Annotated in this window: 14 protein-coding genes and 1 pseudogene; 12 read left to right on the forward strand and 3 right to left on the reverse strand. The window is 66.0% G+C overall.

Annotated elements, in window-relative coordinates; all coding sequences use genetic code 11:
• Window position 1: 1 nt before the first annotated feature.
• Together J7I85_RS13605 and J7I85_RS13610 are read right to left on the reverse strand one after the other, a co-directional pair.
• Window positions 2–346, reverse strand: coding sequence for a hypothetical protein (locus J7I85_RS13605; protein ID WP_214852491.1), 345 nt, complete (start codon window positions 344–346; stop codon window positions 2–4).
• Window positions 347–457: 111 nt separating this feature from the next.
• A pseudogene (locus tag J7I85_RS13610) lies at window positions 458–688 on the reverse strand (transcriptional regulator); the annotation flags it as partial.
• A 72-nt stretch (window positions 689–760) separates the two neighbouring features.
• On the opposite strand from J7I85_RS13610, the gene J7I85_RS13615 reads away from it, so the two are divergent.
• The 6 genes from J7I85_RS13615 to J7I85_RS13640 all read left to right on the forward strand — a co-directional run bounded on the left by J7I85_RS13615 (window position 761) and on the right by J7I85_RS13640 (window position 4,367).
• Window positions 761–940: a hypothetical protein gene (locus J7I85_RS13615; RefSeq protein ID WP_214852492.1), complete on the forward strand. Its 180-nt coding sequence runs from the start codon at window positions 761–763 to the stop codon at window positions 938–940.
• 118 nt (window positions 941–1,058) lie between these two features.
• The gene (locus J7I85_RS13620) at window positions 1,059–1,943 is read left to right on the forward strand and encodes an aminoglycoside phosphotransferase family protein (protein ID WP_214852493.1); all 885 of its coding nucleotides are present in this window, start codon (window positions 1,059–1,061) and stop codon (window positions 1,941–1,943) included.
• Between the two features lie 105 nt (window positions 1,944–2,048).
• Window positions 2,049–2,306, forward strand: coding sequence for a hypothetical protein (locus J7I85_RS13625; protein WP_214852495.1), 258 nt, complete (start codon window positions 2,049–2,051; stop codon window positions 2,304–2,306).
• Between the two features lie 109 nt (window positions 2,307–2,415).
• Window positions 2,416–2,829, forward strand: a complete 414-nt coding sequence (locus J7I85_RS13630) for a VOC family protein (RefSeq protein WP_214852496.1) — start codon at window positions 2,416–2,418, stop codon at window positions 2,827–2,829.
• Window positions 2,830–2,856: 27 nt separating this feature from the next.
• Complete coding sequence (locus J7I85_RS13635) at window positions 2,857–3,360, forward strand: ABC transporter substrate-binding protein (protein WP_308159484.1); 504 nt, start codon at window positions 2,857–2,859, stop codon at window positions 3,358–3,360.
• The gene (locus J7I85_RS13640; protein ID WP_214852497.1) at window positions 3,357–4,367 is read left to right on the forward strand and encodes a cation transporter; all 1,011 of its coding nucleotides are present in this window, start codon (window positions 3,357–3,359) and stop codon (window positions 4,365–4,367) included. Before J7I85_RS13635 ends, J7I85_RS13640 begins: the two co-directional genes overlap by 4 nt.
• Window positions 4,368–4,432: 65 nt before the next feature.
• Here J7I85_RS13640 and J7I85_RS13645 read toward each other — a convergent pair whose 3' ends face one another.
• Window positions 4,433–5,077 carry a VOC family protein gene (locus J7I85_RS13645; protein WP_214852498.1) on the reverse strand — a complete coding sequence of 215 codons (645 nt, stop codon included), beginning with the start codon at window positions 5,075–5,077 and terminating at the stop codon, window positions 4,433–4,435.
• 119 nt (window positions 5,078–5,196) lie between these two features.
• On the opposite strand from J7I85_RS13645, the gene J7I85_RS13650 reads away from it, so the two are divergent.
• From J7I85_RS13650 to J7I85_RS13675, 6 genes are all read left to right on the forward strand, one after another.
• Window positions 5,197–6,417 (forward strand): DUF5074 domain-containing protein, encoded by a 1,221-nt coding sequence (locus J7I85_RS13650; RefSeq protein WP_214852499.1) that lies wholly within the window; start codon window positions 5,197–5,199, stop codon window positions 6,415–6,417.
• A 42-nt stretch (window positions 6,418–6,459) separates the two neighbouring features.
• A complete protein-coding gene (locus J7I85_RS13655; protein WP_214852500.1) occupies window positions 6,460–7,461 on the forward strand; it encodes a LacI family DNA-binding transcriptional regulator in 1,002 nt (333 codons plus the stop codon).
• 231 nt (window positions 7,462–7,692) lie between these two features.
• Window positions 7,693–9,009, forward strand: coding sequence for an extracellular solute-binding protein (locus J7I85_RS13660; RefSeq protein ID WP_214852539.1), 1,317 nt, complete (start codon window positions 7,693–7,695; stop codon window positions 9,007–9,009).
• Between the two features lie 27 nt (window positions 9,010–9,036).
• The gene (locus J7I85_RS13665; RefSeq protein WP_251024327.1) at window positions 9,037–10,029 is read left to right on the forward strand and encodes a carbohydrate ABC transporter permease; all 993 of its coding nucleotides are present in this window, start codon (window positions 9,037–9,039) and stop codon (window positions 10,027–10,029) included.
• A 2-nt stretch (window positions 10,030–10,031) separates the two neighbouring features.
• The gene (locus J7I85_RS13670; RefSeq protein WP_214852502.1) at window positions 10,032–10,928 is read left to right on the forward strand and encodes a carbohydrate ABC transporter permease; all 897 of its coding nucleotides are present in this window, start codon (window positions 10,032–10,034) and stop codon (window positions 10,926–10,928) included.
• 65 nt (window positions 10,929–10,993) lie between these two features.
• Entirely contained in the window at window positions 10,994–12,532 is a 1,539-nt protein-coding gene (locus J7I85_RS13675; RefSeq protein ID WP_214852504.1) for an alpha-N-arabinofuranosidase, read from the forward strand.
• Window positions 12,533–12,590 lie beyond the last annotated feature (58 nt).

A 12,590-nucleotide genomic window follows, 5' to 3' on the forward strand; every position in this document is an offset into this window, starting at 1 on the left:
GTCAGGCGGCTACCAGTACTGGTGCGGCGACCGGCAAAACGGTCAGCTTCGGCGCTGTGATTTTCGGTGCGAGGATGCTGAACCGGTAGTCGCGCTGGAGCGGATCGACCGGCAGCGGAAGGTGATGGGAGCGGGCGCAGCCTCGGAGCTCTTCCATGGCCTGGGGTTCCACCTCGGCCAGGGTCATATCCAGCTCCAGTGCCAGCCCCGGAACCAGCGCGTCGGCGCGCTTCATCACGTCGTACAGGCCCTGAATGCTTTGGACAGTCACGTGGCCCTGGGTCTTGACCTGGGCCTTGGCACCGTAGAGGTCAACGCTGACCAGCACCCGCAGCTTCTCGTTCACTAATTTTCTCCCCAATTTAGAAAGGGCCACCACGCTGTGGCCCCCGATCACGATAGACCAATGTGATGTGGCTAACAAGTCGACGGGGTGCGGGGCTGAAACACGGCCGGTTTACTTCTTCTCCTCGACGGGGATTTCTGCCGTTGCCCGTTGGGTGACTGCCCAGCTCGCGAGGACTTTCAGCGCATCCTCGGAGGGGGTCCCCGGCTCGGCCGTGTACACGTTGATCCGCAGCCCGGGATCAGCGGGGAGCTCGAGCGCTTCGAAGCTCAGGTCCAGGTCCCCGACGATCGGGTGGTGGAGCCGTTTGCGGCTCGTGCGGTGGTAATTCACCCTGACCCACATGACCGGATACGTGCAATCCAAGTCGGAATGGTTGGACGCCATCGACACGGCCAGATGCGGTACCACCGGATGGAAACAGTCGAGGCCACCTTCAGCCCCGAGGGGACCGTGCCCGGGTTGATCGCCCGCACGCTCACCGACGCCACAATTTGGGGAGCCAGGGCCACCTGGCGCCTGACGTTGCGCTCCTGGTTCGAGCCCCACGGAGACGGCTGGGTCATAGCACGCACCGTCGCATCAACATGGTGACTCCCCGAGACCGAACTGCTGGAGGGTACTGTCTACTGAACATCGTTTGTTGACAGGGCAGCGTCATGACTACTTGGTTGAGACGATGCCATCGCCGCACTGAAAGGCGGGTCTGTGAATGGCGCGAATGCCGCCGGCCACGGTGGAGGTGAGTGCCGCCGTCGTCCATGCCCTCATCCGGGACCAGCGGCCGGACCTTGCGGGCCGCCCCCTGGTGCGGGTGGCCAACGGCTGGGACAACGCGACCTTCCGGCTCGGTGACGATCTGGCCGTCCGGCTGCCCCGGCGGGACGAGGCGGTACCGCTGATCGTGCACGAGCAGCAGTACCTTCCCGGCATCGCCCGCCGGTCCCCGGTTCCGGTTCCTGTGCCCGTCCATGCCGGCCAGGCGACGTCGGACTTTCCCTGGCCGTGGAGCATCGTCCGGTGGGTTTCCGGCACCGCCGCGGTGGACGCCGCATCGACGGACCGTGCGCTGGCCGTTGACGGACTCGCCGCCTTTCTCATGTCCCTTCACGTGCCCGCCGACGCGGGTGTCCCGGTGAATCCGGTCCGCGGGGTGCCACTGATGGACCGGAACGCCGTGCTGCAGGAACGGCTCGGGGACCGGGAACGCTACCCGCGGTCGGCGGAGTTGAGGGCGCTGTGGGCGCAGGCCTGCGCGGCTCCCGTCTGGGACGGCCCCGCGCTGATGCTCCACGGGGACCTGCACCCGGCCAACATTCTGCTGGCCGCCGACGGGTCGCTGGCCGGCGTGATCGACTTCGGCGATGTGGGGGCCGGGGATCCCGCCGTCGATCTCGCCGTGGGCTGGTTGATGTTCGACGCCGGCGCCCGCCAGCGCTTCATCGGCATGTTTGGCTCCGCAGTGGACGCTGGCACCTGGACGCGCGCCCGCGGCTGGGCCCTCGTCCTGTCCACCGCCATGCTGAGCAACTCCGACGACAATCAGCGGATGTTCTCCGTGGGGAAGTTCGGACTCCGGCAGGTCCTGGCGGGCTGAGGTCCAGGGCATGGAGGCCGTGAAGCGCACACCTGAATTCGGCCGCTTCATAACGACTTGATAAGGGTGCTTATCAACTTCAGTCGGGCTCAATAGACTTTGTTCATGGAACCGCTGGTGTCGATCTTGTTGGTGTTTGCGGTGGCGCTGCTTTGGCTCGCTGTTCCGGTGCTGCTGCTCTCGAGGATCAACCGGGATGAGCGTCGGGCCTGGCGGCAGCAGAGGAAGGCGCTGCGCATGAAGGAGCGCGGTAGCCATAAGAGCCACGTCCCAAAGCGGGCTGTTCTGGCCCGAAAGCGCGGATTCAAGCTTGCGAGGCGTCGCTCCGAGTCGAAGCCGCCGGCGCGCCCGCCCGCCAGCTGACCCGGTAAGGGCACCTAGGAAAGAACGGACGACGGCGGAACCTTCCGCCGTCGTCCGTTCGCTAGCGAAATATGCGTACCACTGCTCGGGCGGCGGTAGGGTGGGGCGCATGGAGATGCGCCTTGAGGTTGTGCAAGTGCCGGTGGCCGATGTGGACGCGGCGAAGTCGTTCTACGTGGAGAAGCTGGGCTTCGTCCTGGACCACGACGTGGAGCACATCCCCGGCATGAGGGTGGTGCAGCTGACGCCCCCGGGATCTGCTGCCTCGATCGTCATCGGGACGGGAATGACCAGCATGGCACCGGGGAGTTTGGAAGGGCTGCAGCTCGTCGTACCCGACATTAACGCGGTGCGCGCCCAGTTGCTGGACCGGGGCGCCGGCATCAGCGAGGTCCAGGACATGGGCGGCGTGCTGTTCGCATTCCTCAGCGACCCGGACGGCAACCGTTGGGTCCTTCAGGGCGCAACGCCCCCGGAGGTCAAGAGCGCGCACTTGGACCCAGGCGCCTCGGTTCAGGAGTAAGAGCCTCTGCGCGAAAGGGTGGATCCAGTGTTGCTCTCAAGGACTCGGGCGGCGAGCGTGCTCGCCATGGTCTTCCTGTTCACCGGCTGCCTGCTCACCGGATGCGCCGTGCCGGCCGACCCGGAAGGAACCCTGGGTAACATCACGGGAGGAACACTCCGTGTCGGCTTCACGGAAAGCATCACCGAGAGCGGCGAATGGGTCCGTGTCGTTCCAGGCAACGACCCCGTAGGCATCGAGCCGGAACTTGTCCGGAGCTTCGCGGCCACCCGAGGGGCCGCCGTCGAGTGGCGCAGCGGCAGCGAACAGGACCTGGTGAGCGACCTCAAGCACGGCGACCTCGACCTGGTGATCGGCGGCTTTGCCGAGGACACACCTTGGTCCAAGGACGCCGGCCTCACCCGCCCCTTCGTGGAAAGCACCGACGAGCGCGGCAAAACCGTCAAGCACGTCCTGCTGGTCCCGCACGGCGAAAACGCCTTCCTGCTGGAACTGGACCGGCACCTGCTGGGCAGGGAGGTGACCCTGTGAGCCCCGCGGACAGCAAAACAGGAGCGCAGTTCGGCCACACCCGGCTCCCGGACGAGCAGCACCAGGCCCTGCGCAAAGCCAGGAAGCTCGAATGGCTGACCATCGCCTTCCTGGCCGTGACCGTCACGCTGGTGTTCCTGGTGCTGGGCAGTTCGCAGGCCATGAAGGCAGCCTGGATCGAGGACCTGCTCTCCTTCCTGCCGCCCATCGCCTTCCTCGTTGCGGCCCGGGTCATCCGCCGTCCGCCCACCGAGCAGCACCCGTACGGCTACCACCGCGCCATCGGTGTTGCCCACGTCGTGGCGGCCGTGGCTCTGCTCGTGATGGGCGGCTACCTGCTCGTTGACTCCGGACTTGCACTCATTACGGCGGAACACCCCACCATCGGCGGCATCGAGCTTTTCGGCCACACGATCTGGCTGGGCTGGCTGATGATCGGCGTCATGCTCGTGATCGCGCTGCCGCCGGTCTTCATCGGCCGGGCCAAGATGAAGGTCGCCGAGAAACTCCACGACAAAGTTCTCTACGCAGATGCAGACATGAACAAGGCCGACTGGATGACTGCAGTCGCCGCTGCCGCTGGAGTGGCGGGCATCGGCATCGGCTGGTGGTGGGCTGACGCTGCCGCGGCCCTCGTCATCTCAGCCAGCATCACGTCCGACGGCGTCAAGAACCTCCGCGGTGCTGTCGCCGACCTGATGGACGCCCGTGCGAGAACGTATGACAACGCACGCCCGCATCCGCTAGGCGCACAGATTGATGCTGCCTTGGCGGACACCGGGTGGGTCGCCCGGGCCCGGAGCCGGATCCGCGACGAAGGCCACGTCCTCCATGTCGAGGCCTTCGTGGTTCCGCGCGAGGGTGTAATCCCGTCCCTGGATGACATCGAACGGGTACGCCGCGAGTGCGTCGCCCTGGACTGGAAAGTGCAGGACATGGTGGTGGTTCCCGTCGCCGAACTGCCCGAGGAATTCCTGCCCGGGGCCACACCCGGCGGCGAACGCTGAGGGACGACGACGACGGCGGGAACCTCCCGCCGTCGTCCGTCCCGTTTGGGGGGACTGACGAAAGATCAGTCCCGTCCCTGCCACGTGCAAATGTCCACCACATTCCCCTCGGGATCGATAAGGGACACCCACGCGGGCGCGTAGCGGTCGCCCAAGATGCGTCCGCCGGCGGCCACGATTGCGTCGATGCGTGCCTGCGCCTGGTCATGCGGAACCGACACGTCCATGTGGATCCGGTTGCGCGGCGGAACAAACTCCTTGTCCTGGAACCACGCGGGCGGGCCAATGAGGTTGGGTTCGATCAGGTCCTCGTCCCCGACGGCGACGTAGCCCAGAGCGGCACGCCAGAACTCCATGACGGCTGGCCGGTCCTCGGCGTCGAACGCGAGCTGGACGTGCTGCACGGACGTAGGGTCCGCCTTCAGCCCAAGCCTGGCGGCAACACCGGAGATGCTGCGGGCAAGCTCCAGGTCGCGGTCGCTGAGCCCAACACCGGGCGTGATGACCTGGACGGTCACGGTATCCGGCCTGAGGTCCACCAGCGGGGCGTGGCCGAGCGCTTCGGCAGCCTCCGCGATCGCGGCAACGAACTTGGCGCCGGTGGCGAAGTCGCCCGTTTCGTAGAGGGTTTTCGCGCCCCAGAAGAGCACGCGCCACTCCCTGACACCGTCGGCGGAAGAGAATTCTGCATCGGAAATCAGTGTGGCCATGCCCCCACTATTCGGAGTCCGCGGGCAGCGGTCAATGGGCCTGACCCGGTAACTAGTAGGCTTCTTTCGATTGGTCTCGCACCGACGCATTATTGGGAAATCTGTTGGGGGAAAATTTCATGAAGTACCGCTGGGCCACGTTCACTGCCGTGGTTGGAGCATTCCTGTGCCTGAGTTCTGTGCCGGCAGGGGCAGCGCCTGACGAGGCAATCTCCATCTACGGCACACCGGTGCGGGTGGCCATTGCTGCGGACGGCACCGCGTACCTGGGCAATTACGGCCAGGGTGGAGGAGTCTTCGTGGTTCCTCCCGGTGCCACCCGGCCGTCCCGCACCATTAGCACCGGAGGACACAGCACCACCGGGCTCGCGCTCGGCCCGGACGGCACCCTCTATGTGGCCACGGCGGACGGGGACCAAAGTGCCGTCGGCGTTATTCCGGCCGGAGATGCAAGCCTGGCACGGACCATTCCGGTGTCCGCCGGACTCCATCCGCTGGCCGCCGGACCGGACGGAACGGTCTACGTCGCCAACTCCGGGGGGAACACCGTCTCCGTCATTGCGCCGAACGGGACCGCGGTGGATCGGACTATCGAAGTCGGAGCTGGCCCGGCGGAAATAGCGGTGGCGAAGGACGGTACCGCGTTCGTGACCAACCAGACCGCCGGGACCGTCTCCGTGATCCCGGCCGGGGCGGATACCGTCGCGCGGACCATTGAGCTGGTCTCCACCACCGGAACGTCAGAGGAGCCGCACGGGATCGCTGCCGGAGCTGACGGAACCGTCTATGTGGCCAACATCAAGTCCGATGACATCGCCGTCATCAAACCCGGCTCCGACACCGTTGCTGAGCGGATCTACGTCGAGGGCGGGCCGCAGGACGTAGCCCTCGCACCGGACGGCTCGCTGTACGTGACGAGCCTGCTGACCCGGAAGCTGTCCGTGATCCGTCCTCACGCCAAGGACGTGGGCGGCTCCATCCCCACCGACGGCGGCCCCGGTCACCTGGCGGTGGCCCCCGACGGTTCTGTCATGGTGATCAGCCCCTCGGTTTCACCGCCGGGCGACGGTGCGGTGGTCCGGTACTCCGCGGCGGCCCTGGCAGCGGCGTCGCAAGGTTCGACGGCGGCAGCGCCGGCTGCGTCCGGTGCGCCGACGGCGGCAGCACCGGCCGCAACCCCGGCCACGGAAGCGACGGCGCAACCAGCCGGCGGCTCCTCCAGTGCCCTGCCTGCCGTGGCCGGCGGGGTGGCGGCAGCCGTCGTCGCCGCCGTTTGGATCCTGGTGAAGGGCCGCCGCAGGAAAGCCGGTCTGGCTGCCGGCGCCGGTCAGGCGGGATAGCGGGCTGTAACATCGTTCACATCCGTCTTTGAAAGGGGAGCAGTGCGCGCAACGGTCAAGGACGTCGCGCGCCGTGCCGGGGTTTCACCCAAGACTGTGTCGAACGTGATGAACGGCGTGGTGCCGGTCAGCGGATCCACCAGGCTCAAGGTGGAGCAGGCCATCCTCGAACTCGACTACGTGCCCAACCTCTCCGCCCGGGGCCTGCGCAACGGCAGGTCGGGCGTCATTGCCCTGGCACTTCCGGACCTGGCCACCCCGTACTCGGCCGAGATTGCGCACCACGTGGTGGAGGTCGCCCACGAACAGGGCTGGAGCATCCAGATCGAGGAAACCGGCTCCGATCCCCGCCGCGAATACGAACTGATGTCCCGGGCGCGGTCCAACCTCATCGACGGCCTGATCCTCAACCCTGTGGTGCTGGACGAAAGTGCCGTTAAAGTGGGCGTCTCCCTACCGCCGGTGGTCCTGCTGGGGGAGGTCTCCCAACAGCTGGCCGACCGCGTGTGGGTGGACAGCGTTGCCGCAGCCCGCGACATGACCCTCGCGCTGGCCCGGACTGGCCGGCGCCGCATCGCCGTGCTGGGAACTGCCGAAGGCCGGCACTCGGCGGCGGCAGTTCTGCGCACCCGCGGCTACCTGGCCGCGCTGGAGGAACTCGGCATCGGCCAGGATGACTCGCTGCTGATCCCCTGCGAGAAGTGGACGCCCCAGACGGCTGCGGACGCGCTCGCCTCCTACCTTGATTCGCACCCGCTCCCGGACGCGCTGTTCTGCTTCACCGACTCCATGGCCATCGGGGCGCTCAGCGTGCTGTGGAGGCGGGGAATCAAGGTTCCGGACGACGTGGCCGTGGCAGGCTTCGACGACATCGCCGACGGGCAATATGCCGTGCCGTCACTAACCACCGTGTCCTTCGACAAGCGCCTGGTGGCCCGTGAGGCCCTGAGCCTCCTCACCCAGCGGATGGCAAACCGCGCCGGGGAGCAGCGGGTGGTCACCGTCGACTACAGGATTGTGGAGCGGGACAGCACCGCCTCTTAGGCGCAACTGCGGCTAATCGAGACCGGTACCTCACATTGTTGGCGCTAACAATTTTCCCTTGTGCCTTGTTTTACAACGATGTAATGTGAGGTCTGCGTCACACGCCAGCCTTCACTGGACCCGGAATGCAGCGAACCGGAACGGCTGGCGCAGTGCCACAAGGATTACTTTCAGCGGACCCATCCAAAGGAGTGACGGGTGAAGCAGTTTGATTTTTTCGCCGGGAAACAGATGTCCGGCAAACAGGTGTCCCGGCGGCAGCTATTGGCAGGAACAGCGGCCCTGGGCAGTGTGTTTGCCGCTGCCGGCCTCACGGGCTGCGGCGGAACCGCCTCGGCAGCCTCTGTTCGGGACATAGCGTTCTGGCATCTGCTGTCCGGCGGTGACGGCATCAAGATGCAGGCCATGATCAGCGCGGCGAACGGGGCCAACCCTGGCTTCAAAGTCCATCCGACCGTCCTGGCGTGGGGCCCGCCGTACTACACCAAGCTGGCCATGGCGTCGGCGGGCGGCAGGCCGCCGGAACTGGCCATCATGCACGCCAGCCGGGTCCCCGGTTACGCACCGGGCGGACTCATCGACCCGTGGGACATGTCCCTGCTGGCGGAGCACGGCGTGACGGCCGAGAGCTTCGCGCCGAGGATCTGGGACAAGAGCCAGCACGACGGCCAGGTGTTCTCGATCGCCCTGGATTCCCACCCCTTCGTCATGTTCTACAACACCGACGTCGCCGGCAAGGCGGGAGTGCTTGGCGCCAACGGCCAGCTGCAGGAAGCGAGCTCCCCGCAGGACTTCCTCGCCATGGCCCGCGAGATGCAGAAGGTGACGCAGGCGCACGGCCTGTCCTTCGGCTACCTGGGCAGCGGATCGCAGATGTGGCGCCTCTTCTACACGCTCTACAAGCAGCACGGGGCGGACATGGAACTCACGCCGGGCCAGCCGATGAAGGCCGACCGGGATGCCGCCGTCGAATCCCTGGAATTCATGGCCTCGCTGTTCGACGACACCGTCGCCGCAAAGAGCGGGGACATCGGCACAGGCATCGCGGAATTTGCCCGCGGAGGCTCGGGGATGCTGTTCAGCGGCGTCTGGGAACTCCCCACCTTCAAGAAGGCGGAGCTGCCCGTCGATGCCGCCACCATTCCCACGCTCTACGGGACGCCGGCGTCGTACGCAGACTCGCATTCCTTCGTCCTGCCGCGGCAATTGAATGTCGACGACGGGAAGCGGCGCGACGTGTACAAGTTCGTCAGCGACATCCTCAAGGGGTCGCTGTCCTGGGCCGAGGCCGGCCACATCCCGGCCTACCAGCCGATTGTGCAGTCGCAGGCGTACCGGGACCTCACGCCGCAGATCCACTACGCCAACGCCGCGGACATCATCGCCTACGATCCCGAGGCCTGGTTCAGCGGCTCGGGTTCTGACTGGCAGACCTACTTTGCCGAAAACGTGCAGAACGTACTCCTCGGCCGCGACAAGGCCGCCGACGGCTGGGACGCCTTTGTCCGCCGCACCAACACCCTTCTTTCCCGGCCGAACCCGGTCTGAGGCCGCTGAGCGACAAAGGAGTCACCGATGAGTTCCTTAGCAACATCCGAAAGTGCTGAGCAGGCGCCGTCCCTGCCCGGCCGGTCCAGCAGAAACCCGTCCCAAACTAACCAGCCCGGAAAGAGCCCAACCAGCACCGCCCAGTCCAGTCCCCGCCGGAGCCGGGACAACCTCAATGGCTGGGGCTTTGCCGCCCCATTCCTGGCGTTCTTCCTGGTCTTCCTCGTCTGGCCGCTGCTGTACGGCCTGTACATGAGCCTCACCGGCAAGTCCCTCACCGGCGCGAACGACAGCCTGATCGGCCTGGCCAACTACGCCGAGGCCCTGGCCGACGCCGACATGTGGCATTCCCTGGGCAACACGCTCTACTTCACGGTGATCAGCACGGTTCCCCTAGTGCTCGTCGCTCTCGTCATGGCCGCACTGGTCAACGTCGGGCTGCCGGCGCAGTGGCTGTGGCGGCTCTCCTACTTCGCCCCGTACCTGCTCGCCTCCACCGTTGTCTCGCTCTTCTTCTCCTGGATGTACAACCCGCAGCTGGGCCTGATCAACGACTCGCTCGCGAAGATCGGGTTGCCCAAGGTGGCCTGGCTGAACGACCCGAACGTCGCCATGTGGGCCATCGTCATCGCCACCCTCTGGTGGACCGTGGGCTTCAACTTCCTGCTGTACCTGGCGGCCATGCAGAACATCCCCGCCCAGCACTACGAGGCGGCATCGCTGGACGGGGCCGGAGCCTGGCGGCAGTTTTTCTCCATCACGCTGCCGCAGCTGACCCCCACGACCGTGATGATCGTGCTCCTGCAGATCCTGGCCTCGCTGAAAATCTTCGATCAGGTCTACCAGATGACGGCCGGCGGCCCCTCCGGTTCCACCCGGCCCGTTGTGGAGTACATCTTCGAAACTGGCTTCACCGGCTACCGGCTGGGCTACTCCGCAGCCATCTCCTACATCTTCTTCGGGCTGATCGTGGCCGTCTCGGTCATGCAGTTCTTCATCACTCGCCGCAGGAGTGCATAACCATGGCAACCCAGACCCTTACCCGCCCAGCCCTTAGCAGCACTTCGGCCGCAAAGCTCCGGCAGCCCCGCAAGAAGATGACGGCCGGCAGGGCTGCCGTCCTTGCAGTCGCCGCAATCCTGGCCGTCCTGTGGCTTGTCCCGTTCGCCTGGGCGACGGCCACCGCTTTCAAGAGTGAGGCGGACGCCGCAGCGCCGAAAATAAGCTGGATCCCGCCGTCGGGCTTTACCGCCGACGCCTTCGTCAAGGTGTTCCAGGACGGCAACATCCCGCTGTGGACATGGAACTCCCTCTACACCTCCGCGGCCATCACCGTGATCACGCTGGCCATCTCCGCACTGGTGGCCTACGCCCTGTCCCGCATCGACTTCCGCGGCAAGAAGGTGCTGATGACGGTGATCATCGCCTCCATCATGATCCCGCCGCCGGTGCTGATCATCCCGCTGTTCTACCAAATGGTGGCGCTGCACATGATTGACACTTCGTGGGCCATCATCCTGCCGCAGGTCATCCACCCCGCCATGGTGTTCGTGCTCAAGAAGTTCTTCGATCAGATCCCGCGCGAGCTCGAGGAGGCCGCGGTGATGGACGGTGCCAGCCGGATGCGGATCTTCACCCAGATCATCCTGCCCCTCTCACGCCCCATCCTGGCCGCCGTCGCAATCTTCGTGTTCATCAGCGCCTGGAACAACTTCCTCTGGCCCTTCATCTCCACCAACGACGGCTCCATCCTGACCCTCCCGGTGGGGCTGCAGACCATCAAGAGCGCCTACGGCATCCAGTACGCGCAGAATATGGCGTCCGCGCTGCTCGCGGCCCTGCCGCTCATCCTCGTTTTCCTGTTCTTCCAGCGCCAGATCATCAAGGGCGTTGCGACGACGGGACTCGCCGGCACCTGACCTAGGCACCTTCGCTTTCCACTGACTATCAACGAACCTGTTCCACAACCAAGGAGATACCCCACATGTCCCGCGCAAGGATCACTCTCGACCGCGACTTCACCATCGGGGAAGTACCCCGCCGCCTTTTCGGCTCCTTCGTTGAGCACATGGGCCGCTGCGTGTACACCGGCATCTACGAGCCCGGCCACCCGGAGGCCGACGAGAACGGCTTCCGCCAGGACGTGCTCAAGCTCGTCAAGGAGCTCGGCGCCACCGTCATCCGCTACCCGGGCGGCAACTTCGTTTCCGGCTACAACTGGGAGGACGGCATCGGCCCCCGGGAAAACCGCCCGCGGCGGCTCGACGGCGCCTGGCACACCCTGGAGACCAACGCCTTCGGCCTGCACGAGTTCGTGGACTGGTCCCGGCAGGCCGGCACCGAAATCATGGAGGCCATCAACCTGGGCACCAGGGGAGTGGACGCGGCCCGCGAGATCGTGGAGTACGCCAACCACCCCGGCGGCACGTACCTCTCGGATTTGCGCGCCAAAAACGGGCACAAGGACCCGTTCAACATCAAGCTGTGGTGCCTCGGCAATGAGATGGACGGGCCCTGGCAGATCGGCCACAAGACCGCTGAAGAGTATGGCCGTCTGGCCCAGGAGGCCGCCAAGGCGATGCGGTTCGTGGACCCGGACATCGAACTGGTGGCCTGCGGCAGCTCCAACTCCGGAATGCCTACCTTCGGGGCCTGGGAGCAGACAGTGCTGACCCACGCCTACGAGGAAGTGGATTACGTCTCGCTGCACGCCTACTACCAGGAGCACGACGGCGACGTCGGCAGCTTCCTCGCCAGCGCCGTCGACACCGACTACTTCATCGCGTCGGTGATCGCCACGGCGGATGCCGTCCGCGCGAAGGGCAAGCACAAGAAGCACATCAACCTGTCCTTCGATGAGTGGAACGTTTGGTACCAGCGCGGCCTCGACACCGAGGACCAGCCGCACAACGTGACCAAGGCCGGCTGGCGCGAGCACCCCCGGGTTATCGAGGACAAGTACAACGTGACGGACGCGGTCGTCGTTGGAACGCTGCTCAACTCGCTGCTCCGGCATGGCGACCGGGTGAAGATCGCCAACCAGGCGCAGCTGGTCAACGTGATCGCGCCGATCTTCAGTGAGGAGAACGGACCGGCCTGGCGCCAGACCATCTTCCACCCCTTCGCCCGGATGGCCGAACTGGCGAAGGGCCAGATCCTGCGCCTGTCCGTCGACTCGGACAAGTACGGGAACGCCCGGTTCGGCGACACCGACCTGGTGGACGTCAGCGCGACGTGGAACGAGGAGACGGGCCGGGTGGCGTTGTTCTTCGCGAACCGCGGCCTGGAGGAGTCGGCCGACGTCGAGGTGGCCCTGCGCGGGTTCGATGCCCGGCAGGTGCTCCGGGCGGAGGTCCTGGAAATCCCGGAGGGCGGGGACCGCCTCACGATCAACGCCCAGGGCAGCCCGGACCGCGTGGGCCTCAAGCCGCTCGAAGGCGCGAAAGCAAGCGGCTCCGAGCTGCGGCTGAGCCTGCCGGCCTTGTCCTGGGCCGTCGTCGAGCTGGACGTGGTCAAGAACTGATCCTTCCCGGGCGGGCGGCCTTTACGGGCTGCCCGCCCGCGGTGCCTACGGCAAGTAC

The sequence above is a fragment of the Arthrobacter sp. ISL-65 genome (assembly GCF_018613795.1).
GTDB lineage: Bacteria > Actinomycetota > Actinomycetes > Actinomycetales > Micrococcaceae > Arthrobacter.

Coding starts and splice junctions, on each gene's coding strand:
- J7I85_RS13615 (WP_214852492.1), top strand. CDS start 761: ATGGAAACAGTCGAGGCCACCTTCAGCCCCGAGGGGACCGTGCCCGGG.
- J7I85_RS13620 (WP_214852493.1), top strand. CDS start 1,059: ATGGCGCGAATGCCGCCGGCCACGGTGGAGGTGAGTGCCGCCGTCGTC.
- J7I85_RS13625 (WP_214852495.1), top strand. CDS start 2,049: ATGGAACCGCTGGTGTCGATCTTGTTGGTGTTTGCGGTGGCGCTGCTT.
- J7I85_RS13630 (WP_214852496.1), top strand. CDS start 2,416: ATGGAGATGCGCCTTGAGGTTGTGCAAGTGCCGGTGGCCGATGTGGAC.
- J7I85_RS13645 (WP_214852498.1), bottom strand. CDS start 5,077: ATGGCCACACTGATTTCCGATGCAGAATTCTCTTCCGCCGACGGTGTC.
- J7I85_RS13650 (WP_214852499.1), top strand. CDS start 5,197: ATGAAGTACCGCTGGGCCACGTTCACTGCCGTGGTTGGAGCATTCCTG.
- J7I85_RS13660 (WP_214852539.1), top strand. CDS start 7,693: ATGTCCGGCAAACAGGTGTCCCGGCGGCAGCTATTGGCAGGAACAGCG.
- J7I85_RS13665 (WP_251024327.1), top strand. CDS start 9,037: ATGAGTTCCTTAGCAACATCCGAAAGTGCTGAGCAGGCGCCGTCCCTG.
- J7I85_RS13670 (WP_214852502.1), top strand. CDS start 10,032: ATGGCAACCCAGACCCTTACCCGCCCAGCCCTTAGCAGCACTTCGGCC.
- J7I85_RS13675 (WP_214852504.1), top strand. CDS start 10,994: ATGTCCCGCGCAAGGATCACTCTCGACCGCGACTTCACCATCGGGGAA.